We start from the raw sequence: 22,297 nt of genomic DNA on the forward strand, positions 1-22,297 counted from the left end.
ATTCGGAAAGCGTCGTGTCGCGCTCGTGCGATGCGGGCGAACGACGGTGTTTTCAGGGGTGATGGGGCTGTGGCGACGAGGCGGCTGGACAGGGGCCCTCGGCTACAATGCCGGGCAGTATAAACGGCTGCCGCCGAGTCTTCTTCCGGGTGTTTTCGAGCCCTTGCGCAGCGCAAGGCTTGCTCCCGACCCGGCTCCACCCCGCCCCCAATTCCGCGGCATTCGTGCCGCACTTTTGCAGAGGCTTCATGAAGAACGCCGTGTTTCCCAGACTTTCGATCGCCATCGCCCTGCTGTTCGGCCTGTGGGCCTCCGCGGCCCAGGCCAACGACTACGACGACGTCAACCTGCTGCTGCGCCAGGGCAAATCGAACGAGGCGCTGGCCAAGGCCGACACCTACATCGCCGGCAAGCCGCGCGATCCGCAGATGCGCTTCCTGCGCGGCGTGATCCTCACCGAGCAGGGCAAGAAGGACGAGGCCGTCAAGACCTTCACCCAGCTCACGCAGGACTTCCCCGAACTGCCCGAGCCCTACAACAACCTCGCGGCGCTCTATGCCTCGCAGAGCCAGTTCGACAAGGCGCGCGATGCGCTCGAGACCGCGCTCAAGCTCAACCCCAACTACGCCACGGCCGAGGAGAACCTCGGCGACGTGTATGCGCGCCTCGCCGCCCAGTCCTACACCAAGGCGCAGCGCTTCGCGACCACCAACACCAGCGTCGCGCCGAAGCTCGAACTGATCCGCCAGATCTTCACGCCGAAGGCCGAAGCCGACGCGGCCGCGCTGCCCGGCGCCGCGCCCGTGGTGCGCAAGCCGGTGGGCCGCACCAGCAAGTAGGCGACGCGAGCCGCCGTCGAAACGCGGCCTCGCGCCGGAACGTTTTTCGCAGGCTCGCGCTCCCACGGCCAGCCTTCATCCTTTTCATCCCTCGGACACGGAGCTCTTTCCTTGACGATCCAAGCCCTCTCCCGTTTCAGCCGCCGCGGCGCCCTCGTGTTCGCGGCCACCCTCGCCTTCGCCGCCGCGGGCCATGCCCAGGCACAGCAGCGCGTGAAGCTCGCGACCTCGGCCGGCGACATCGTGGTCGAGCTCGACGCGGCAAAGGCGCCGAAGACGGTCGAGAACTTCCTGCAGTACGTCAAGGACAAGCACTACGACGGCACCGTGTTCCACCGCGTGATCGACGGCTTCATGATCCAGGGCGGCGGCTTCACGGCCGACCTGCAGCAGAAGCCCACGCGCGCGCCGATCCCGCTCGAGGCGAGCAACGGCCTGAAGAACGACAAGTACACGATCGCCATGGCGCGCACCGGCAACCCGAACTCGGCCACCTCGCAGTTCTTCATCAACGTGAAGAACAACGACTCGCTCAACGCCCCCAACCCCGACGGCTACGGCTACACGGTGTTCGGCAAGGTGGTGGCGGGCACCGACGTGGTCGACAAGATCCGCGGCGTCGCCACCGGGAACAAGAACGGCATGCAGAACGTGCCGGTCACGCCGGTCGTGATCCAGTCCGCCACCCTGGCGAAGTAAGCCAGCCCCACCCCTTTCAAGGAGCATCCAGCATGAGCAATCCCCAAGTCGACCTGCACATCCAAAACCTCGGCGTGATCACGCTCGAACTCGACGCCGAGAAGGCGCCGAAGTCGACCGCCAACTTCATCGAGTACGTGAAGAAGGGCCACTACGACAACACGGTGTTCCACCGCGTGATCCCCGGCTTCATGGTTCAAGGCGGCGGCTTCGAGCCCGGCATGAAGCAGAAGCCCACCGGCGCGGAGATCGAGAACGAGGCCAACAACGGCCTGAAGAACGCGGTCTATACCGTGGCGATGGCCCGCACCAGCGCGCCGCACTCGGCCACCGCCCAGTTCTTCATCAACGTGGCCGACAACGGCTTCCTCAACCACACCGCCCCCTCGGCCCAGGGCTGGGGCTACGCCGTGTTCGGCAAGGTGGTCAAGGGCACCGAGGTGGTCGACAAGATCAAGGCCGTGAAGACCGGCCGCAAGGGCTTCCATGACGACGTGCCGCTCGAGGACGTCGTGATCGAGAAGGCCGTCGTCGTCGGCGAATGACGACAGGGCCGGCGGCGGCATGAGCATGGCAGCCACTGCACCCGCGGCCTTCGCGGAACTGGTGGCGCCTGCCTCCTGGCGCACCGTCGACCTGATCTCCGACCTGCACCTGCAGGCCGGCGAGCCCGCCACCTTCGAGGCCTGGCGCGGCTATCTCGAGACCACGCCGGCCGACGCGCTGGTGATCCTCGGCGACCTGTTCGAAGTCTGGGTCGGCGACGACGCGGCCGACGAGCCGGGCTTCGAGGCCCAGTGCGCCGAGCTGCTGCGCCGCACGGCCGCGCGGCTGCCGGTGTTCTTCATGCACGGCAACCGCGACTTCCTCGTCGGCGCCGCGCTCGCGGCCCGAAGCGGTCTCACGCTGCTCGACGATCCCACGGTGCTGGTGCTGCACGGCGAACGCTGGCTGCTGAGCCATGGCGACGCGCTGTGCCTGGACGACACCGACTACCTGCGCTTTCGCGCCCAGGTGCGCACGCCCGAGTGGCAATCGGCCTTTCTCGCGCGCCCGCTCGCCGAGCGCCGCGCCCTCGCGCGCGCGATGCGCGTGCAAAGCGAGGACCGCAAGCGCGATCCCTCGGTGGTCTGGGCCGACGTCGATGCCGATGCGGCGCGCGACTGGCTCGCGCGTGGCAACGCACGCACGCTGATCCACGGCCACACGCACCGCCCGGCCGACCACGACCTCGGCAACGGCCTGCGCCGCCTCGTGCTCAGCGACTGGGATGCCGCCGCGCATCCGCCCCGCGCGCAGCTGCTGTGCCTGTCCCCGGCGGGCGCCCAGCGCGTCGATCTGCGCTAGACACACCCCACGCGATGCTCGACTGGCTGCGCCGCCTGCGCCATCCGCGCGCCCTGCCCCCGATTCCCGAAGCCGCCTGGCAGGCCACGCTCGCGCGCTATGCCTTCCTGGCCGAGCGCCCGGCCGCCGACGTCGAGCGGCTGCGCGTGCTCACGGCGCAGTTCCTGCGCGACAAGCAGTTCCATGGTGCCCAGGGCTTCGTCATCACCGATGAGGTCGCGCTCGCGATCGCGGCGCAGGCCGTGCTGCCGGTGCTGCACCTGCGCGGCGGCCTGGTCTGGTACGACGATTTCGTCGGCATCGTGGTGCATCCCTCCGAGGTGGTCGCCCAGCGCAAGGTGGTCGACGAGGCCTCGGTGGTCCACGAATACGAGGAAGTCGTGGCCGGCGAGGCCATGGACCACGGTCCGGTGATGCTGAGCTGGCAGGACGTGCTCGCCAGCGGCGCCACCAGCGAGGGCGGCTACAACGTGGTGATCCACGAGTTCGCCCACAAGATCGACATGCGCGGCGGCGATGCCGACGGCTGCCCGCCGCTGCCGCCGGGCTTCGCTGGCAGCCGCAATGCGCGCGAGGCGCGCGCGGCCTGGCTCGGCGTGCTGCAGCCCGCCTACGAGGCCTTCCGCGAGCAGACCATCATGGCCGAGCGCTTCGGCGCCGAGCCGCCCTGGCTCGACGACTATGGCGCGACCTCGATCGGCGAATTCTTCGCGGTGGCCTGCGAGGCCTACTTCGTGAACCGCGCGAACTTCGGGCGCGACTTTCCGGGCGTGCTCGAACTGTTCGACCGCTTCTTCGGCCCGCCGCCGAGCCGAGGCTAGGCGGCGATCCTCGCGCCCGGCGTGATCGTCGACGGCGCCGCGTTGAGGGTCTCGATCGCGAAGCCGGCCGCGGCCTTGTAGCGCGCCATGTAGGCTTCGCGCTCGGCCGCCGGAATGACCTGCTCGATGTCGTCGAACACGCCGCCGCAGCGCTCGTCGACCAGGCCCAGCAGGCCGAACGGACCGGCTCCGCGGTTGCGCAGCACCAGCGCCGAGATGTCGGCGCACAGGCGCTCGTCGTAGGCGCGCAGCGCGGCCGGCGTCACGCCGTGCGAGAGCATGGAGGCGCCGAGCACGCGCGCATCGACGATGGCCTGGCTCGCGCCGTTGGAACCCACCGGGTACATCACGTGCGCGGCGTCGCCGAGCAGCGCGACATGGCCGTCGACCCAGGTCGGCACCGGGTCGCGGTCGATCATCGGGTACTCGAAGACCTCCTTCGCACCGCGCAGCATCGAGGGCACGTCGAGCCAGCCGAAGTCCCAGCCCTCGAAGTGGTGGGCGAAGTCGCTCAGTTCGACGCGCCGGTTCCAGTCGCCCTGCGTCCAGCCTTCGGCGTTGTCGACCGTGATCTCGGCGATCCAGTTGATGGTGGCCAGGCCCGTGGCAGGATCGGGCGGCGAGATCGGATAGAGCACCACGCGATGCCGCAGCGAGCCGACGCCGACGAAGGACGCGCCGCTGCGCACCGGCACGCCCGGCGTGGTGCCACGCCACATGATGGCGCCGCCCCACTGGATCGGCGGCTGCTGCGGATGCATCTGCGCGCGCACCGCCGAATGCAGGCCGTCGGCCGCCACCAGCAGGCGGCCCTCGACCTCGCTGCGCTGGCCGTCGCGCGACTCGACCAGCGCGGTCACGCCCTGCTCGCCGTTGCGATAGCCCGTGACCCGCTGGCCGAGCTGGATCGCATCCGGCCCGAGCCGCTCGAGCGCCGTGCGATACAGCAGCATCTGCAGCTCGCCGCGATGCAGCGAGTACTGCGGCCAACGGTAGCCCGCGCGCAGTCCGCGCGGCTCGGCATAGACCTCGTTGCCATTGCGCCCGACCAGCGCCCATTCGCGCGCCTGGATGCCGATGCGGTCGAGCAGGTCGTTGCCGATGCCGAGCTCGTGCAGTTCGCGCACCGCGTTGGGCTGCAGGTTGATGCCCACGCCCAGCGGCTGCAGCGCGGGCACCGCCTCGAACACGCGGCAGGGCACGCCGATCTGGTGCAGGCTCAGCGCGAGCGAAAGACCGCCGATGCCGCCACCGGCGATCAGTACGGGAGGTGCGTCAGGAGTGGAGGCCATGCGGCGATCGTCGGAAGTCGGAAAAAGGAAGGGCCGCACGAAGCGGCCCGAGGAATGCCGGGCTCGCCACGGGCGCCCGGGCCCGCGGCGGCGCGTCGGCCGCTTACTTGCGCAGCAGCGCCTTCAACGCGTTCTGCAGGCGCCGCGCGCTGGTCGCGTCGTGCGCAGCGGCCAGCACCTTGCCGGCATCCTGGCCCCAGGTCTGGGCCGGCGCCGGATCGCCGCGCTTGGTCAGCAGCTTGAGCTGCAGCGCACGGCGCGCTTCGAGCTGCTCGGCGGGCGTGGGCACTTCGGCAGCCATCTCGAGGCGCAGCAGCGCTTCGGCGGCCTCGTCGGCACGCGCGGCCGGCGAAGCGCCGATCGCCTGCGACCAGCTGCTGCGCACCGCGGGCGTGACCGCGCGGCCGAGTTCCTGCACGCTCGGCAGGCGCGCGGCATCGCGCTGCTCCCAGGCGCCGAGCACCTGGGTCAGCGCTTCGCCGTGGGCCTGGGCCGCCAGCTTGCGCAGTGCCATGTCGGCACGCTCGAGCGCCTCGCGCTGGGCACGGAAGGCGGTGTCGCCCAGGCGAGGACCACGGTCCTCGCGCGGCGGGTAGTCGCCGAAGCGGCCGCCCGGTGCGCCACGGTCGCCGCGATCGCCACGGCCATCGGGGCGCGGACCGCCACGGTCGCCGCCCGGACGGCCAGGGCCGCCGGGACCGCCGGGTCCGCGCCGGTCGCCGAAGCGGCCACCGCCACGGGCCGCGGGTGCCGCGGGTTCGGACTTGCGGTTGCCCGGACGGTCGTCGCCGCGCACGGCCACCACCGGACGGGGCGCGGGCTTGGGCGGCGCGGCCGGCGCCGGGGGTTCGGCCGCGGCGGCTTCGCCGGCATCGTGCGCCGCGCTGTCGGCACGCGCCGAGGCGTCGGCACCGTCGGCCGGAGCCACCAGGTCGGGCGCGGCGGCGGATTCATGGGCCGGCACGGCCGCGGGCGAAGCCTCGGCATCGCGGGGCGACGGCGCCTGCTCGGCGCTCTCGCCGAATTCGGCGGCCGCCTGGTCCGGTCCAGCCACCTCGGTCGCGCCGACCGCCGGGCCGTCGCCCGATGCGGCCCGTTGCGGCGCCGGTGCCGGAGGCGGCACCTCGCCGCGCAGCGCGGCTTCGAGCTGGGCGATGGCGGCGCGGATCTTCTGCGCGTCGCCGCTGGCATTGGCCGCGTCCAGCGCCTTCGAGGCGTTGAGCACGTGGCGATCGCGTTCGCTCATCGCGGCGGACGCCTTCTCGCGCTCGGCCGACTTGCGGTTGAAGGCTTCGTCGATGGGCGCGCGGAAGGCATCCCAGAGCTTCTGTTCCTGGCGGCGGTCGAGCGGCACGCCCTGCGCCTCGGCCTGCCAGCGCTGCTGCAGCGCCTTGACGGCGTCGATGCGCAGCACGGGCTGGGCACCCAGTTCCGTGGCTTCGGCGATCATGGCCTGGCGGCGTTCGATGCTGGCCTTCTGGGCGGTCTCGAACGGCGCGCGCGCGGCGCCGAAGGCCTCGTTCCACTGCGGCTGCAGCTCGGCGAACACCTTCTCGCCCACGTGGCCGGCGTCGCGCCAGCGGTCGGCGAACTGGTGCAGCGCGCGGTTGTGCGCCTTCAGGTCGGTGGCGCCCGCGTGTTCGGCGGCCCAGGCCTTGACCTCCTCGATCAGGGCCACGCGCAGCGCGCGATGCTCGGCCGCGTCGGCGCGCACCTTCTCGAGCCAGGCCTCGACCACCTTGTGGGCCTCGTTGCAGGCTTCGTCGAAGCGCTTCCACAGCGCATGGTTCGGCACGCCGCCCTGGTCGGCCTGCTTCCACTGGTCGCGCAGGGTGCGCAGGGTTTCCTGCATCTTGCGGCCGCCCAGGGCCTGGCCTTCGGGGCGCTTGAGCAGGCCCTCGGCCTTGGCGACAAGGTCCTCGCGCACCTTGTCGGCGCTCCAGCGCTGCCAGCCTTCGAGCTCGCCGGCCGCCACCAGCGCGGCATGCACGCGCGCCTCGAGCGGGGCCTCGACCAGCTTGCCGTGTTCCTTCAGCACCGCGCGCAGCGCGGCGGCGGCGCCGGCGCTGGCCTTGCCATGGCCTTCGGCGGTTTCCTGCTCGAGCTTGGCCAGCGCGGCCTGCACGGCCTCCTGCGCGGCGGCGCGCACCGCGGGATCGACCTTGGGTGCCGGCGGGCGCGCGGGTGCCGCGGCCTTGGGCGCGACGGCCTCGCCGCGCGCGGCGCGCAGTTCGTCGGCCCAGACGGGCACCGGCGGCAGCGGCGCGGCGGCATCGGCCGCGGCGGCGATGGCCTGCGCCAGCGCGCTGTGGAAGGCGTCCGACACCACGAGCAGCTGTGCCTTCGAGGCTTCGAGCTGCGGCGCGAACTTGGCGTCGAGGCTGGTCCAGTTGGCGTCGGCGGCGATGTCGGCGGCCTGCTGCTGCCAGTGCGTCACGTCGGTGCGCAGCGATTCCTCGGCGACCTGCGCATCCTTCCAGCCCTTGGTCGACAGCACCTCGAAGCGCTGCGCCAGCAGCACGGCGGCCTCGCGGTGGACCTGGGCGCGGTGCTGCAGGTCCTCGATGCCCTTGATGCGCTCGGCCAGCCGTGCCTTGAGGCCGGCCAGCGGCTCGCGCGACAGCGGCGCGCCAGCCTTGGCGGCATCGCGCTGCCAGGCGAGCGCGTCGGCGATGTTGAGCTTGGACTGGCCCAGCAGGCCCTCGGCCTTCTGCGCCCATTCGGCGGCGATGGCCTCCTGCCCCTTGGCGCGCTTGAGCTCGTCGAGTTTCTCGCGCAGCAGGCGGGCGGCGCCCTTGTCGCGGCCGCTCAATTCCTTGAAGACTTCCTGCATCTGCTCGGGTGCCGGATTGCTCGCGAGCCAGTCGCGGATGCGCGAGGCACGTTCGCCCGAAGTCGGCGCGGTGAAGGCGCCGCCGGTCAGCGAATCGAGGGCCTGAAGGTCGTGTGGCTTGGAAGAATTAGAGGTCACGTGCGCGAGATCGTTGTCTGAAGAGAGAAAGCGAAGGCGCCGGCAGAGGCCGGCGCAGACCGCCATTTTGACCCACTTGCCGCGCGCCGTCGAAATCCACCTTGCGGCGCGACCCGGCGATGCGGCGAAACGACGCCGGGGCCGGGGGCGCCGCAGGGGAAAACGGTGCCTGCATATATAGCAATGCACCGCAGAAAACCAAGGGCCCCGGGGCCCCGCCGGCGCTCAGCGCATCGCGAGCTTGAGCTCGGCGCCCGGCTTCCAGTCGTCGCCGCTGGCCGTGGTGCGCACCGCGCCGAGGAACAGGCGCTCGCTCGTCAGCTTCTGCGAGAGCAGATAGTCGCGCACGGCGGCCCCGCGCTCCACCGCCAGCTGGCGCATCGACTCCTCGTCGACCGGCACGCTCGCGAGCAGCAGGTTCTCCATCTCCTTGAGCGGCAGGTCCTTGGCCAGGCCGACCATGTTGCGCGGCTTGGTGATGTCGGCGCGCTTGTAGACGGCGGTCAGCAGCGCGGGGTACTCGGCGTCGGTGACCGGCGGCACGTCGGTGCCGGCCTGGCCGCCGCGCACCGCGGCGCGGCGCTTTTCGGCCAGGGCCATCTGGCGCACGCGCTGGCGCTGGTAGGCATCGCGCTCCTTCTCGAGGCTGGAGGTGCCGATCACGGTCATCTCGAGCGTCGGCCGGTCGACCAGCGCCTTCACGACCTTGTCGAGGCTCTCCTTGGCCGAGGCGCTCAGCACCGAGCTGCCGGCCTCGAAAGTGATGGTGCTCGACTCGCCGCTGCCGCCGCCGCCCAGGCCGCCGGTCAGCAGGCTGAACGGCGCGGTGACGGCCTTCACGATCAGGTTGACCACCGCCTTGAAGATCAGCGGCCCGATGCTGAACTGCGGATCGTTGAGCGAGCCGCGCAGCGGCAGGTCCACGTCGATCACGCCGTTGCGGTCGGCCAGCAGCGCCACTGCGAGCTTGACCGGCAGGCTGTTGGGCGCGCCGGCGACCTCCTCGCCGAACTGCAGCTGGTTGAGCACCAGCTTGTTGGTGGCGGTGAGCTGGCCGTCGGGCGCGATCTTGTAGTTGACGTCCATGCTCATCTTGCCGCGCTCGATGCCGTGGCCGGCGTAGCGCACCGAGTACGGCGACAGCGGCGCGAGGTCGAGGTCGCGCATCTTCGCGGTGATGTCGAGCTCGAGCGGCTTGGCCAGCGGATTGAGCTTGCCGGTGATCTCGAGCGCCGCGGTCTGCTGCGCCTTGCCGCGCAGCTCGAGCTCGGCGAGTGCCGGCCGGCCGCCCTGCCCGTTCGGCGGATTGGACGAGAAGGAACTGAGCTTGCCGGTCAGCTCGCTGAGGTCGGCCGAGTAGTTGGGCTTGACGAACAGGTCGGTGAAGTCGATCTTGCCGTTGACCAGGCTCATCGGGCCGAAGTTGATGACGGGCGCCGGGCCGCTCGGTGCTGCGGGCGCGGCCTGGGCCACCGCGGCGGGCGCGGAAGCCGGTGCCGCCGGCGTCGAAGGCCCGCCGACCATCAGCTCGGCCGGCACCGGTGCGCCGCCGCCCGCGGGCCGCTCGGATCCGCGCGTGGTGGTGGTCGTGCCGCCCAGGCTGCGGCGCGAACGGGTCTCGGCCGTCGTGGCGGCGGCGGCCTTGGACTCGGCCTCGCCCTTCTTCGTGAGGCTCAGCAGGTTGAGCTGGCCGCTGGGGTCGATGATGACCCGGGCGAAGAAGTCGGTCAGCGTGGTCTCGCGCACGTCGACCGTGGGCGCCGCGTTGGGCTCCAGGCCCACCTGCAGGCCGCGCAGGCTCAGCGTCTTCCAGCTCAGCAACTGGTTGTCGTTGCGGTCGAAACCCGGCGACTGGGTCAGCGACACGCTGTTGGCGCGGAAGTCGTCGAGCGCCGTGTCGCCCGCGAGCTTCACGCTCATGCCGGCCGGGGCGCTCGCGTAGTTCACGCTGCCGCGGTAGCTGACGAAGGCCCGGCGGATGTCGACGTTGAGCGCGTCGGCGTAATAGGCCTTGAACGCATGGGCCGGGAACGAAGCCACCTCGAGCCGGCCTTCGGCGGCCAGCGGCTTGAGCACGATGTGGCCCTTGTAGTCGAAGCGGCCCGGGTCGGCGCGGCGGCCCGAGCCGATGCGGCCCGACACCTGCAGCGGCGACTTGGTGGCGGTTTCGGGGGCGAGCTTCTGGGCATTGAGCTTGAAGGCCGTGATCTCGACCGCGACCGGCGTGGCCCCGGCCTTGTCGGCGTACGAGAAGCTGCCGTTGTCGACCGCGAGCGTGCCGACCGTGAGTGCCCAGGGCCTGGTGTTGGTGCCCGGCGGCGCCGATTCGGGGCCGCTGCCTGCCGGCTTGGGTGCCGCCACCTTGGCTTCGGCTTCGGGCTTGCCGCCCGCGCCGGCCGGCGTCTTGAGCCAACGCTCGAACATCCAGCGCTTCTCGCTGTCCCGCTCGATGCTGAGCTTGGGATTGGTGGCGGTGAAGGTGCCCACGGCCAGCGTGTGCTTCGCCATGTCGACCTCGGTATCGAGCAGCTCGAAGCGGCCGACGCTCGCGAGCGCGGTCTTGGCCTGGGTCAGCGCGAGGTTGTCGGCCGCCACCCGCCTGGCCTTGAAACGCAGGTCCGGCGGGGCCCAGGCGATGTCGATCTGGCCGCTGAGCTTGCCGTCGAGCGTGGGCTCGAGGCTGTGGGCCAGGTACGGCGCGGCCAGCGACAGCGGCAGCGCCTCGACCTCGGTCTGCACGTCGGCCGCCTTGTCGGTACCGCTGCCCTTGAACTTGAGCGTGGCGCCGCCGACCGCGGTGCTGCCGCTGAACTGGGCCGGCTTCTCCATCGGCCAGGTGATGGCGGTGACGTCGAGGCCCAGATCGGTGACGTCGATGGAAGCGCCGGGCTGCACGGTCTCGTCGCGCCAGCCGATGCGCCCGCCGCTGAGGGCGACCTTGTCGACCTGGACCTTGAGCACGGGCTTGGGCGCCGCCACGCCCGCGGCACCGCTGGCGGCACTGGCAGATGAAGCGGGCGGTGCCGGCGGCTTGGCCGCGACCACCTTCTCGGTCTGGCCGGTGGCCGGATCGCGCGCCATCAGGTTGAGCTGGCCCGAGGCATCGCGCGCCACCACCAGTTGCGGGCTCGCCAGCGCGACCTCGCTGAGGTGGAACACCGACTCGAGCGGCCGCACGTCGGCCAGCGCGAGCCTGAGCGAGTCGAACGCCAGCAGGTCGCGCCCGCGCGCGTCGGCCAGCTTGGCGCCGTGCGCCTCGACCGTGCCGGTGACCTTGAGGCCCACCGTGGCGGCCTGCTGGAAGTCGATCTTCAGGTCGGCGTCGAGGCTGCCGGCCTGCAGTTGCACCGGCATGCCGCCCGGGATGTAGCCCAGGTAGGGCACGAGATCGAGCCCCTTGAACTGCACGTGGGCATCGGTCTTGCGGCTGGCGGCGAAGGGGGTCGACTGCGCGGCCGAGTCGAACTTGCTGCCGTTGAGCGCGAAGGCCAGCTTGGGCTCGGTGTTGACCTCGCGCTGCGAGGCCAGGTTGCTGAGGAACGGCACCTTGAGCACGAAGTCGCGCAGCTCATGGCGGCGCTTGACGGTCTGGTCGTCGAAGTCGACCGCGCCCTCGGTGATCGCGATGTTGTAGATGGCGAAGCGCGCGGGCTCGGCCTTGGGGTCGGGCGGCGGGCCGGAGGCCAGCTTGGCGAGGATGTCGTCGATGTCGTACTTGCCGTCGGCCTGGTGGGTCAGCAGGATGGCCGGCGCCTCCACGCTCACCGCATCGATCACGGGCGCGAGGCGAAAGATCGACTGCAGCTCGGCATCGGCATAGATGCGCCGCACGGCGAGCTGGGTGCCCTTGCCGTCCGCGGTGGCGATGCGCAGGTTGTTGAGCGTGAGCTCGAGGGTCCAGGGCTTGAAGCCGATGCGCTCCACCGTGACCTGGCGGCCCAGCTTCTCGCTCGCGATCTTCTGCAGCTGGCTCTTGGCGATCGGCGGCACCGCCAGCCAGGCCAGGACCCAGAGGCCCAGAAGCACCAGCAGTGCAACGATTCCGCGTCGCACCCATTTGTTCTTCCTTAAGCTTTGTATCGAGGCGGCTGCATTCATTCGCGCGAGTGTGCCCCAAACAGATGCCAAGCCAGAAACAAGAAAGCCCGGCGACGCGACGAATGTCATGTCACCGGGCTTGATGGCGGGCATACGACCCATTGCCATCGTTTCGCTCGACCGGAAGTCGATGGTTCCTGTCGTGCTGGCGGCAAGAGATTGCCGCCGTGGTTCCTCCGCCGTTCGGCCCCGGCTCGCACCGTGACCGGCTGGCTTCGGAAAGCACCTGAAAACCTCAGGCCCGTTCAGCTTAGACGGCCTTCCCCGGCTTTTCAAACCCGATGTTGCAAGGGATTTCCCTTAAGAAAGACGCCGTCTCGCGGGTCGGTTTGAAACATTTGTTCGACAGTTTTAAGAATTAAGAAGGAATTCCTTATGCTTGACCGGGTATTTAGCAACGATAGAATCCCGCCTGCTCCGGACGCCCGACGCGACGGAGCCACCCTGTATCCGCTGCCGACTCCCCCCGGCTTGATCAGGCGGCCGCGCACCTTATCCCCCGAGCGCGGAACCTGATTGGTACCAATCCAAGCGCCGCTGCCTCCATCCCATCGCCCTTCCCGGCGCTGCGACAGGTGCCGCACAGAAAGGAAGAGCGATGAACAAGGCGTTTGATGCCACGGCCCGCGGGCTGAGGACATTCGTGTCCGATGTGGCAGACGGCTTTTTTGAAATCACGCACAACGGTTTCGCCCTGCTGGGCCTGGCCATCGTGTTCGCGGCCCTCGCCCTCGTGGCGCGGCCCGACCTGCGCCATCAAGGCGAGGAACAGCTCATGGGCTGGCTGCAGTCGCGCAAACCCGCGCCCGAAGCCACCGACCTCGAGCCGACCGCGATCGAGCGCACGACGGCCGCGAGCCCCGGCGACCTGCCCAAGCAGCAGGCCGCCGTGGCCTACTGGCTCAGCAAGAAGTACCGCGTCGCGGCCGAGCCGCTGAGCGTGCTCGTGGCCGAGGCCTACAACATCGGCAAGCACACCAAGCTCGACCCGACGCTGATCCTCGCGATCATGGCGGTCGAGTCCAGCTTCAACCCGTTCGCGCAGAGCCAGGTCGGCGCGCAGGGGCTGATGCAGGTCATGACCCGCGTGCACGGCGACAAGTACGAGCCGGCCGGCGGCACGCTGACCGCCTTCGACCCCGTCACCAACATGCGGGTCGGCGTGAAGGTGCTGCAGGAATGCATCGCCCGCGCCGGTTCGCTCGAAGGCGGCCTGCGCTACTACGTGGGCGCGGCCAACCTCGAGGACGACGGCGGCTACGCCGGCAAGGTGATGGCCGAGCGCGAGCGCCTGCTGCAGGTGGCCAGCGGCCGCGCGCCCTCGCCGTTCGCGCCGACGCCGCCGGTGCTGCGCCCGCAGCCGCTGCCGATACCGGTGGTGGCCCCGGCCAAGCCCGACGAGGCGACCGAGCCGGCCAACGGCCCGACGCCGCCCAAGGTGGCGCTGCTGTCCGCCGTCTCTTGAATCTCCTTTCGCGCGCCGCCGGGCCAGCCCGATCCGCTACACTCGGCCCGGTACGCGACTGGCGATAGGCGCGGTGCCGACGAGGCACCCGCGCTGACGTGGACTACCACTGGGAAGCGTACCGCCCGCGACGTCGCTCCAGACGCGCGGGCGATCAGCCGTTCGCCTGGGCAGCCCTTGTTTGGTTGAAGAACAAGGACCTCGTCTTCAAAGGACTGCCATGTACCAACGCAACATCCTGGTCGAACAGACCGATCCCGAAATCTGGGCTGCCATCCAGGCCGAAAACGCGCGCCAGGAACACCACATCGAGCTGATCGCGAGCGAGAACTACGCCTCGCCGGCCGTCATGGCCGCGCAGGGCTCGCAGCTCACCAACAAGTACGCCGAGGGCTACCCGGGCAAGCGCTACTACGGCGGCTGCGAGCACGTCGACGTGGCCGAGCAGCTGGCCATCGACCGCGTGAAGCAGATCTTCGGCGCCGAAGCCGCCAACGTGCAGCCCCATTGCGGCGCCTCGGCCAACGAGGCCGTGCTGCTGGCCTTCCTGAAGCCCGGCGACACCATCATGGGCATGAGCCTGGCCGAAGGCGGCCACCTGACCCACGGCATGCCCCTCAACATGAGCGGCAAGTGGTTCAACGTGGTGAGCTACGGCCTGGATGCCAACGAAGCCATCGACTACGACGCGATGGAGCGCAAGGCGCACGAGCACCAGCCCAAGCTGATCATCGCGGGCGCCTCGGCCTACTCGCTGCGCATCGACTTCGAGCGCTTCGCCAAGGTGGCCAAGGACGTGGGCGCGATCTTCATGGTCGACATCGCCCACTACGCCGGCCTGGTGGCCGCGGGCGTCTACCCGAACCCGGTGCCGCACGCCGACGTCGTGACCTCGACCACCCACAAGAGCCTGCGCGGCCCGCGCGGCGGCATCATCCTGATGAAGTCGCAGCACGAGAAGGCGATCAACAGCGCGATCTTCCCGGGCCTGCAAGGCGGCCCGCTGATGCACGTGATCGCCGCCAAGGCGGTGGCCTTCAAGGAAGCGCTGTCGCCGGAGTTCAAGGCCTACCAGCAGCAGGTGGTCAAGAACGCCCAGATCGTGGCCGAAACGCTCACGCAGCGCGGCCTGCGCATCGTGAGCGGACGCACCGAGAGCCACGTGATGCTGGTCGACCTGCGCGCCAAGGGCATCACCGGCAAGGAAGCCGAGGCCGTGCTGGGCAGCGCCCACATGACCATCAACAAGAATGCGATCCCCAACGACCCCGAGAAGCCGATGGTGACCAGCGGCGTGCGTGTCGGCACGCCGGCCATGACCACGCGAGGCTTCAAGGACGAAGAGGCCCGCATCACCGCGAACCTGATCGCCGACGTGCTCGAGAACCCGCGCGATGCCGCGAACATCGAGGCCGTGCGCGCCAAGGTCCATGCGCTGACCAGCCGTTTCCCGGTCTACCGCTGATCTCGAAGAAGAAGCCCTGACCGCATGAAATGCCCTTTTTGCGGTCATCTCGAAACGCAGGTCGTCGAGACCCGCGTTTCGGAAGACGCCGACTTCGTGCGCAGGCGCCGCCAGTGCGGTGCCTGCGACAAGCGCTTCACCACCTACGAGCGTCCCGACGTCAATTTCCCGGTCGTGGTGAAGAAGGACGGCAGCCGCGCCGACTTCGACTCGACCAAGGTCCGCGCCTCGATGATGCTGGCGCTGCGCAAGCGGCCGGTGAGCATCGAGCAGATCGACAACGCGCTGCTGCGCATCGAACAGAAGCTGCTCGCCAGCGGCCTGCGCGAGATCGAGTCGACCAAGGTCGGCGAACTCGTGATGCGCGAACTCAAGAAGCTCGACAAGGTCGCCTATGTGCGCTTCGCCTCGGTCTACCGCAGCTTCGAGGACGTGGACGAGTTCCGGCAGCTGCTGCGCGACATCTGAGCCGCGGCCGGCGAAGGCCTACCCGCCGCCCCGCCCGCACACCCCCGTTCCGCATTCCCCCGCCTGGTCGGGATTGCAGCTGCGCGCGCGCCCCGACGCCGAGAGGACGATGGCCGCGCGCCGTCTTGTCTCGGCCTTGAACACGAGACAGCCCGCGCCGAAGCCCGCATTGCGCGCGCGCCGCGAGAAGCCGTTGCCGTCGTAGTGCACGCCCTGCACCAAGCCGTCGCCCAACCCCGGGTCGACGGCGATGCCCGGCGGCAGCCTGTCGAAGCGGCGCAGGACTCGCGGCGCGCCTTTGCCCTCCGGGTCGGCGACGACCGCCCAGCCCCCGTTCCACCCGGCGCCGCCTTCCGCGAGCACGCTGACCGGCTCGCCGCGCCGGATCGCTTCGATCCGTGCCATCCCGAGCGCGGCGACGAAGGCGTGCGAGGCGGCCTCCAGCCGCTGGTGGAGCAGCAGCGCGCGAAAGCCCGGCACGCCGACGGCGGCCAGGATGGCGACGATGGCGATCACGGTGAGCAGCTCGATCAGCGTGAGCCCGCGTGCCCGTCCCGCGCGCTTCATTGCCAGCACCGCTCACGCTGCGCGCCGTCGCAGCCGCGGCCGCCCGTGCTGTCCAGCCACAGGTTGCCGACCGGCGGGTCCGAGAAGCCGGGCTTGAGCCGCGCCGAGAGCCGCAGGCAGTCGTCGAGGCTGCGCTGGCCGTCGCAGTGCTCGCTGCGCACGAGGTACTTGCCGCCCTGCCCGTTCTCGGCGGAATCGCCTTCGTAGCGCCGGTAGCGGCCATCGACGGTGAAGTGGCGCTCCTGCTGCTGCATCTGCGCGAGCAGCGCCGAACGCGCCTCGGCGCGCCAACTGCGATGCGCCGCATCGAGGTACGAGGGGAAGGCGATGGCCGCGAGGATCGCGACGATCGCGAGCGCGATCAGCAACTCGATCAGGCTCCAGCCGAGGGCCGCGCCCGCTCGGTGGCAGCGGCGGGAGATCATGGCCGCGTCCTTTGCGGGTCCGGCACCTGCCGCCAGCTGAGGCGGCCGGCCCGCCGCGCTGCCGTGGCGTCCTCGAGCGGCTGGGCCACCGACACCGCCTTGTCCCGGCGGGTACCGGGGCTCAGGACCGCGAGCCGCCGGGTCTCGGTCCTGCGCCCGGTCGGATCGGCGGCGCCGTACGAAGCATCGCCCTGCTGGACCACCAAGGGCGCTCCGAGCAACCCCGCCTCGGAAGGCACGCAGGTACCGCCCTTCGACAGGCCGGTCATCGCATCCACGGCACAGCTGCGGCCCCCGCCTTCGTCGCAGGCCGCCCGCGGCGGGATCAACGTGTTGAAGAACAGGCGGCCGTCGGCGAGCACCGGCCGCTCGACCTGGCGCTCGCCCTGGTCGCGCGACGCGGGCAGGTCGAGGTACCAGCCACGCCGCTGCGTCGTCGTGCGATCGAAAGCGCCATAGACGAATGGCGGGCCTTCGATGGCCGTCAGCCCGCCCTCGACGGAACGCGCCCGCCGCGGCGCCAATTGCCCCCGCGCCTCGCCCGCGCGGATCGGCGTGCCCGTGTCCTGCACCGCATACACGGTCTGGAGGCCGCGGCGCGAGGCACCGAGGTCCGTCGGCTCGACGAACTTGCCGGTGCCGAACAGCACGATGCCGCCGCCGCCCGGGCCGAGCCCCACCTCCGGCGGCACCGTGATCGGCTGGCGCCGGCTGCCCGCGTCGCCGTCCGTCGCGACCATCAGCGGCACGCCGCCGAAGCCCAGCGCCCGGGCCTCGCTCCACGGTGCATCGCGCTCGAAGTCGAACTTCCACAGGTTGCCCTGGGTATCGCCCGCATAGAGCCAGCGAACCGTTCCGTCGTCGGCCGCATGGTCGCCGGGCGCGCTCGCGAGTGCATTGACGAGGCTGGCGTCCGCGGGCCGGGGCAACAGGATCTTGTGATAGTCGAGGCCGCGCCGCCAGGGCGTGCCGGCCGGCTTGTCGAGCGACAGCAGGAACAACGCGGCCCGCTTCTCGGGGTTGCGGTTGTTGAAGCCCGAGGGCACGACCGCGAACCAGGCGTGGGTGGCCGGATGGCCCATGGTCGCGGCCCTGGTTCGGAACTTCAGGATGCGCGGCGGCTGCATCAGGTGGCCCATGTCGGGGTCGTCGGCAGCGCCGAACTCCCACAGCACCTTGTCGGCCGAGAAGGCGCCCGGATCGCTGACCTCGAGCGCGAAGACCCCTGCAGCGCCCGCGCCCAGGCCCGAGACCAGCACGCTTTTCCACTGACCGCTGGCCATGCGTGCCTCGGCCACGGCGGGCGTGCCGTCGACATGGGCGCGATGCGGGCCACCGGCCAGTGCGAGCGTGCCGAGCACCGGGAACAGCAGGCGCGGGACATAGCCGAACAGCTCCTCGCCCGTGCGCGCCGAGAAGGCATGCAGCATGCCGTCGTTGGCGCCCAGATAGACGGCGGGCTCGCGCTGGCGGTAGGTGGCGAGGAAAGCCGGGTAGCCAGCCTCGCGCGAAGCGGGATCGGGTGCGCCCACGTACACCGGCGCCGCATGCGCGATGTCGCCCATCACCGAGTCGCGCACGCGCAAGCGGCCGCCCGCGAACGAGGCTTCGTTCCGGCGCTCGCCGCGCAGATAGTTCAGGCGATCGCGGGCCAGGGTCTCGACCGATGCCGCCGACGCGGGCTCGGCCGCCGGATCTGGATCCGCGCGCAGCGAGCGCCGCAAGGGCTCGTCGAGAGCCTCCCATTCGAAGGGGATGCCGAGGCCGGCGGTCGACAGCGTGAAGAGCCTCCGCGAGGCCGCCGCACCGGGCTTCTCCAGGCGCGCGTCGAGCAAGGCACCCGCATCCCATGACGGCTGGTCGGCCACGCGCAAGGCGCCGGTCTCCGGCGCCACGAACAGGCGAAACGACTGCAAGGTGCCGGACCAGCGCCGGCTGTCGGAACGAGAGCGGTAGAGGCTCGCGCCGGCCGCTCCCACCGTGTCCGAGGAGATCGCGGCCGTGGCATTCGCGCCCAGCGACGGCGCGGTGGCACGGCGCAGCACGCCGCGCAACGCATCCGCCGTCGATCGCGCATCGCTGGCCAGGAAGTAGTTGGCCGGCATCGGCCGCCCGTCGTTGTCGAGCCCTTCCGCCCATTCGGCGTTACCGAACCATGCCGGCTGGCCCGCCGCGTCCGGGGCGCCGAAAAGCGCGGTGCTGCGGAACGGATCGCCATCGCCGTTGCGGTCCACGAATCCGCCGTACTTCGCGGCCAGGTAGAGCGCGCTGCCGCGCTGGCGCGCGCCCACCGAGGCACCGCGGCCGGCATCGAGGTCGATCGCGAAGGTCTGCACGCGCGCATCGGGATGGTCGGCGCGGATGCGCTGGGTGTGCGCCCAATAGGCGAGTCCCGCCATGCCGAAGGAACCATGGGCCGCGCCGGCATCCCGGTTCTCGAACGCAGCGACGCGGCGGGCCCCGTACGCGACGTCGGGCTCGAAGGCCGCGCCCGGCCATGGACGTTCCTCGCGGGCATCGAGGCCGCCTATGCTCAGGACATGGTTGCGCTGGCAGTTGCCAAGCACCGGATCCACGGCTGCCGGCAACTTGGCCTGCAGATAGCGCAGCGATGCATGGAACAGCTCGCCCGCGGTATCGGCGCGCGCGTACTCGCCCGAACGTCCGATGCGGTTCACCGCCGCGACGATGCCCTGCGCGGTTCCCGCGGGGTCGTCGCGAAACACGCCCGTGCGCGCATCCCACTCAGCCCGCGGGTTCGCAACCCGATCGAAGCCGGCATCGGTCTTCTCCGGCCCGATGGACTTCATCGCTTCGCGCGGCACGCCGCCATAGCGCCCGGGATCGCCGCCGAACACGGCGAAGCGCGCATCGCCCGCGTTGACCTGCAGGGCTCCCACCGGTTTGTGATGCCCGCCGGGATACGCGACGCACAGATCGCGGCGCACGACCGCCTCGTCGGCGGCGCAGACCTCGACGCGCGCGAAGTGGATATCGGCCCCGGCCGCCGAGACACAGCCACGGTCCGCATCGGCGCGGGTGTCCGCATCGACAACCAGCCGATCCCCGCAGTTGCGGATGCGCAGCGTCCCGTTCGCGCGAAGCCTGCCGGGCGGAACCAGCCACTCGAGATGCCCGCGCACGGTCTTGACGGGAAGCTCGAGGCCGGCCTCGATCGGCCAGGTCGCGCGCTGCAGCACGGTCCGCTCCGGCGTGTCCGCCACGCGGTCGCCGCCGGTCAGCGCCATGCGCAGATGGTCGAGCGGCGATGCCGTGGCCCAGTTCAGCAGATTGCCGCTCCATTGCCCGTTGCAGACGAGCTCGCCACCGGCGAGCGTGGCGGCCGTTGCCAGGCGACGGAAATGGCCTTCGACGCGCAGGTAGTCGTAGCAGCCCTTCGCATCCCAGTAGCCGCCGTAGACCCTGGCGGGTTCGAAGCTGCCGAGGTACGCCGGTCCCGCGCTCGAGGCCTGGATCGCCAGATCGATCACGACGTTGGGATCGGGCTGGCCCGCCAGCGCGTGAAGCGGTACGCTGGTCAGCAGCGCATCGGGCGGCATGGCGGACGGTATGGCGGACGACGCGCCGGCCCATGCCGGCCCCCTCCATGTCGTGCAGCAAAGCAGGACGATACACACGATGAATGTTCGAAGCGAGGGCATGGCGGTCCGATCAGGAAGAAGGAGAAGAAGCGACGGAACAACCGGGACTCGCCGATGGCTTCGCCAGCGTGGTCTGCAGCAGCACCCGTGTCTCTTCGCGCGGCCCGTAGCCGATGGCGGTGACGCGGAAGACATGCGGCGTCGCGGCGGCCGCGCTCGCGCTGTGCAGCACGCCCTGCGCGCCGCCACCGCGGCTGCGCAACGCTTCGACGACATAGCGCGGCGCGCGTGCCGACAGCCCACCGGCACCGGTGGCATAGACCTGCCCCGTGAAGCGGCCATAGGCCACCGACCGGCCGGCATCGGGTGCGAAATCGACCCGCATCCACGCCGGCTCGGCGCCCACCGGCGCGGCCGCGCAAAGTCCCAGCCGTGCACCGGTGCCGGCGCAATCGGCGACGAAGGCCGAGACATCGCGGCCATCGAACAGGCACAGCCGCCGGGCCGCATGGTCGTTGGGCCCGAGCACATCGCGCTCGGCATCGAGCAGCGCGGCCTCGGCGGCCTGGAACGCCACCTCGGCATCGCGCTCGTTGCGCGCGATCCGCTCGCCGACCAGCGCGTTCTGCGCCGCGGCCAGGCCGAGCACCGACACGACGAGCAGCAGCATCAGCACGACGATCAGCGAGAAACCCCGCGAGACGCGCGCGCTTCGGCTCATGGCGCGTCCTCGCGCTGGCTGTTGCGCAGCGCCACCGTGAAGCTCATCACACGCCGCAGCCGCCCATCGGCGGCGGGCCGGAAGCGGGCCGAAGGGAACTCGGGGCCGAGCGGATGAAGCTGCGCCTCTTCGGGCGGTGGCCAACGGCCCGGCCGCGCGCTGCGCGCCACCATCCCGATGCGCAGCGCCACCACCTGGCGCCAGGCCGCGTGGCCCAGCGACGAGGCCGTGGCCAATGCGTCGAGTTGCGCGGCATCGAGCCACTGCTCGGGCGTGCCATCGCCGTCGAGGTCGCGCCCGAACAGCACGCGAAACACCTCGATGCCGCGCGCCAGCGGTTCGGACCGGAAGCTGCCACCCCGGTCCCCGCGGTACTTGCAATAGAGCTCGGGCTCCCCGTCGGCGGCCTCGGCCACGTGGAAGATGCTCCAGGCGCGGTCGGCCGGCGTGGCGGTGCCGGCGCCCGGCGCGGCCTGCGCGAAGCCCATGCAGTCGACCATGGTGCCGTCGGCTTCCGTGGCATTGCCGTCGTCGTCGGTGCGCGAGCTGCCGGCAAAGCGCACGAGCAGCGAATCGCTGTCGTTCACGCCGCGGGCGCCGTGCTTCCCGTAGCTCTCGCCGCTGGCGCCGACGCGCGTGTTGCGCGCGCCGACGATGTCGAGGTCGAAGGGGTCGTTCCCGGCGGCCACGGCCGAATCGCCGGCCGCGCGATCGGCATAGCCGGCATGCCGCACCGTGCGCCGCACGACGAAGGCCGCGAAGCGCAGCGACTCCTCCACCGTGCGGGCCTCGGACTCGGCCACGAACAACTGCCGGTTGCCGCCGAAGGCCAGCATGGCCATGAGCACGACCACCAGGCCGAGCGCCAGCGCGACCATCAGTTCGACCAGCGAGATGCCGCGCTCAGCCACCGCGCGCGCCCTCGACCGCCTGCACGGGCATCAGCGGCAGCGCGAGCCGCGGCGCTGCCGATGCCCCCGCGCGGCGCTGCGCCTCGTTCGCGTTGCGCGGCAACCAGCCGAGCTTGACGACCAGCAACGGTCCGTCGGCCTCGCAGGCCCAGGCATGGGCGCCCGATGCGTCGTTCCATGGATTGCCGTCGAAGCAGACCGTGGCGCGCGCGCCGGGCAAGGCCTTCGCGGCGCGGCGCTTCCACGCCTGCATGTCCCAGCGCGCGAGGTCCTCGGGCTTGCAGGCGGCGGAGGCCGCCGCGCAATCGGGACCGCCGGTCTCGCCCGTGGCGGAGGCCGCGGTCCAGCTCGCCACGAGGTAGCCATTGGCCGCATCGCGCCGCGCCGCCACGCTCCGGTTGAGCCGCGTCTTCTCCGACAGCTCGCGCACCAGGTTCAGTGCCGCGCCGAAGTTCGCGGCCTCGCCGCTCGCGCGCACCGCGTGCAGCAGCGTCGCCGCCGCGCCGAGCAGCCCGAGGCTCAGCAGCGCGATGGAGACCAGCACTTCCACGAGCGAAAAACCCGAGGCGGCGCGCGCCGATCGATTCGACCTTTTCATGTCCGTCC

At 70.9% G+C, this 22,297-nt stretch carries 17 protein-coding genes and 1 riboswitch; of the genes, 8 read left to right on the forward strand and 9 right to left on the reverse strand.

Translation table 11 applies throughout. The features are described 5' to 3' along the window. Positions 1-248: 248 nt before the first annotated feature. From KV106_RS23935 to KV106_RS23955, 5 genes are all read left to right on the forward strand, one after another. On the forward strand, positions 249-839 hold the full coding sequence (locus KV106_RS23935; protein WP_057594467.1) for a tetratricopeptide repeat protein: 591 nt from the start codon (positions 249-251) through the stop codon (positions 837-839). 111 nt (positions 840-950) lie between these two features. Then, positions 951-1,538 (forward strand): peptidylprolyl isomerase, encoded by a 588-nt coding sequence (locus KV106_RS23940; RefSeq protein ID WP_082321896.1) that lies wholly within the window; start codon positions 951-953, stop codon positions 1,536-1,538. 32 nt (positions 1,539-1,570) lie between these two features. Further along, on the forward strand, positions 1,571-2,083 hold the full coding sequence (locus KV106_RS23945; RefSeq protein ID WP_057594469.1) for a peptidylprolyl isomerase: 513 nt from the start codon (positions 1,571-1,573) through the stop codon (positions 2,081-2,083). Between the two features lie 25 nt (positions 2,084-2,108). Further along, positions 2,109-2,885 (forward strand): UDP-2,3-diacylglucosamine diphosphatase, encoded by a 777-nt coding sequence (locus tag KV106_RS23950; protein WP_261212802.1) that lies wholly within the window; start codon positions 2,109-2,111, stop codon positions 2,883-2,885. Positions 2,886-2,899: 14 nt separating this feature from the next. Further along, positions 2,900-3,706 carry a M90 family metallopeptidase gene (locus KV106_RS23955; protein WP_261212804.1) on the forward strand — a complete coding sequence of 269 codons (807 nt, stop codon included), beginning with the start codon at positions 2,900-2,902 and terminating at the stop codon, positions 3,704-3,706. Here the strand turns inward: KV106_RS23955 and KV106_RS23960 are convergent. The 3 genes from KV106_RS23960 to KV106_RS23970 form a co-directional block, all read right to left on the reverse strand. Next, the gene (locus tag KV106_RS23960) at positions 3,703-4,998 is read right to left on the reverse strand and encodes a flavin-dependent oxidoreductase (protein WP_261212806.1); all 1,296 of its coding nucleotides are present in this window, start codon (positions 4,996-4,998) and stop codon (positions 3,703-3,705) included. The genes KV106_RS23955 and KV106_RS23960 overlap by 4 nt on opposite strands. A 103-nt stretch (positions 4,999-5,101) precedes the next feature. Next, positions 5,102-7,969 carry a DUF349 domain-containing protein gene (locus KV106_RS23965; protein ID WP_261212808.1) on the reverse strand — a complete coding sequence of 956 codons (2,868 nt, stop codon included), beginning with the start codon at positions 7,967-7,969 and terminating at the stop codon, positions 5,102-5,104. A gap of 225 nt (positions 7,970-8,194) precedes the next feature. Continuing rightward, positions 8,195-12,067, reverse strand: a complete 3,873-nt coding sequence (locus KV106_RS23970; protein ID WP_261212839.1) for a DUF748 domain-containing protein — start codon at positions 12,065-12,067, stop codon at positions 8,195-8,197. A gap of 598 nt (positions 12,068-12,665) precedes the next feature. Here KV106_RS23970 and KV106_RS23975 point away from each other — a divergent pair. The 3 genes from KV106_RS23975 to nrdR all read left to right on the forward strand — a co-directional run bounded on the left by KV106_RS23975 (position 12,666) and on the right by nrdR (position 15,465). Then, positions 12,666-13,532: a lytic transglycosylase domain-containing protein gene (locus KV106_RS23975; protein WP_261212810.1), complete on the forward strand. Its 867-nt coding sequence runs from the start codon at positions 12,666-12,668 to the stop codon at positions 13,530-13,532. Between the two features lie 44 nt (positions 13,533-13,576). Beyond that, a riboswitch (ZMP/ZTP riboswitch) is annotated at positions 13,577-13,711 on the forward strand. 41 nt (positions 13,712-13,752) lie between these two features. Beyond that, complete coding sequence (gene glyA / locus KV106_RS23980; RefSeq protein ID WP_261212811.1) at positions 13,753-14,997, forward strand: serine hydroxymethyltransferase; 1,245 nt, start codon at positions 13,753-13,755, stop codon at positions 14,995-14,997. A gap of 24 nt (positions 14,998-15,021) precedes the next feature. Then, positions 15,022-15,465: a transcriptional regulator NrdR gene (nrdR, locus tag KV106_RS23985; protein ID WP_057594475.1), complete on the forward strand. Its 444-nt coding sequence runs from the start codon at positions 15,022-15,024 to the stop codon at positions 15,463-15,465. An 18-nt stretch (positions 15,466-15,483) separates the two neighbouring features. Here nrdR and KV106_RS23990 read toward each other — a convergent pair whose 3' ends face one another. From KV106_RS23990 to pilV, 6 genes are all read right to left on the reverse strand, one after another. After that, positions 15,484-16,032, reverse strand: a complete 549-nt coding sequence (locus KV106_RS23990; RefSeq protein WP_261212814.1) for a GspH/FimT family pseudopilin — start codon at positions 16,030-16,032, stop codon at positions 15,484-15,486. Beyond that, entirely contained in the window at positions 16,029-16,457 is a 429-nt protein-coding gene (locus tag KV106_RS23995) for a type IV pilin protein (RefSeq protein ID WP_261212816.1), read from the reverse strand. Before KV106_RS23995 ends, KV106_RS23990 begins: the two co-directional genes overlap by 4 nt. Next, positions 16,454-20,017: a pilus assembly protein gene (locus KV106_RS24000; protein ID WP_261212818.1), complete on the reverse strand. Its 3,564-nt coding sequence runs from the start codon at positions 20,015-20,017 to the stop codon at positions 16,454-16,456. Before KV106_RS24000 ends, KV106_RS23995 begins: the two co-directional genes overlap by 4 nt. 112 nt (positions 20,018-20,129) lie before the next feature. After that, positions 20,130-20,780, reverse strand: coding sequence for a pilus assembly PilX family protein (locus KV106_RS24005; protein WP_261212820.1), 651 nt, complete (start codon positions 20,778-20,780; stop codon positions 20,130-20,132). Further along, on the reverse strand, positions 20,777-21,691 hold the full coding sequence (locus KV106_RS24010) for a PilW family protein (RefSeq protein WP_261212822.1): 915 nt from the start codon (positions 21,689-21,691) through the stop codon (positions 20,777-20,779). Before KV106_RS24010 ends, KV106_RS24005 begins: the two co-directional genes overlap by 4 nt. Next, positions 21,684-22,289 carry a type IV pilus modification protein PilV gene (gene pilV, locus KV106_RS24015; RefSeq protein ID WP_261212824.1) on the reverse strand — a complete coding sequence of 202 codons (606 nt, stop codon included), beginning with the start codon at positions 22,287-22,289 and terminating at the stop codon, positions 21,684-21,686. Before pilV ends, KV106_RS24010 begins: the two co-directional genes overlap by 8 nt. Positions 22,290-22,297: the final 8 nt, after the last annotated feature.

It is taken from the genome of Variovorax endophyticus (assembly GCF_025376855.1).
GTDB lineage: Bacteria > Pseudomonadota > Gammaproteobacteria > Burkholderiales > Burkholderiaceae_C > Variovorax.

Excerpts from the sequence above, each read along its gene's own strand:
- KV106_RS24005 (WP_261212820.1), bottom strand. The coding sequence starts at position 20,780 with ATGAGCCGAAGCGCGCGCGTCTCGCGGGGTTTCTCGCTGATCGTCGTG.
- KV106_RS23935 (WP_057594467.1), top strand. The coding sequence starts at position 249 with ATGAAGAACGCCGTGTTTCCCAGACTTTCGATCGCCATCGCCCTGCTG.
- KV106_RS23950 (WP_261212802.1), top strand. The coding sequence starts at position 2,109 with ATGGCAGCCACTGCACCCGCGGCCTTCGCGGAACTGGTGGCGCCTGCC.
- glyA (WP_261212811.1), top strand. The coding sequence starts at position 13,753 with ATGTACCAACGCAACATCCTGGTCGAACAGACCGATCCCGAAATCTGG.
- KV106_RS23945 (WP_057594469.1), top strand. The coding sequence starts at position 1,571 with ATGAGCAATCCCCAAGTCGACCTGCACATCCAAAACCTCGGCGTGATC.
- KV106_RS23975 (WP_261212810.1), top strand. The coding sequence starts at position 12,666 with ATGAACAAGGCGTTTGATGCCACGGCCCGCGGGCTGAGGACATTCGTG.
- KV106_RS24000 (WP_261212818.1), bottom strand. The coding sequence starts at position 20,017 with ATGCCGCCCGATGCGCTGCTGACCAGCGTACCGCTTCACGCGCTGGCG.
- KV106_RS23990 (WP_261212814.1), bottom strand. The coding sequence starts at position 16,032 with ATGAAGCGCGCGGGACGGGCACGCGGGCTCACGCTGATCGAGCTGCTC.
- pilV (WP_261212824.1), bottom strand. The coding sequence starts at position 22,289 with ATGAAAAGGTCGAATCGATCGGCGCGCGCCGCCTCGGGTTTTTCGCTC.
- nrdR (WP_057594475.1), top strand. The coding sequence starts at position 15,022 with ATGAAATGCCCTTTTTGCGGTCATCTCGAAACGCAGGTCGTCGAGACC.
- KV106_RS23960 (WP_261212806.1), bottom strand. The coding sequence starts at position 4,998 with ATGGCCTCCACTCCTGACGCACCTCCCGTACTGATCGCCGGTGGCGGC.
- KV106_RS23955 (WP_261212804.1), top strand. The coding sequence starts at position 2,900 with ATGCTCGACTGGCTGCGCCGCCTGCGCCATCCGCGCGCCCTGCCCCCG.
- KV106_RS23970 (WP_261212839.1), bottom strand. The coding sequence starts at position 12,067 with ATGAATGCAGCCGCCTCGATACAAAGCTTAAGGAAGAACAAATGGGTG.
- KV106_RS23995 (WP_261212816.1), bottom strand. The coding sequence starts at position 16,457 with ATGATCTCCCGCCGCTGCCACCGAGCGGGCGCGGCCCTCGGCTGGAGC.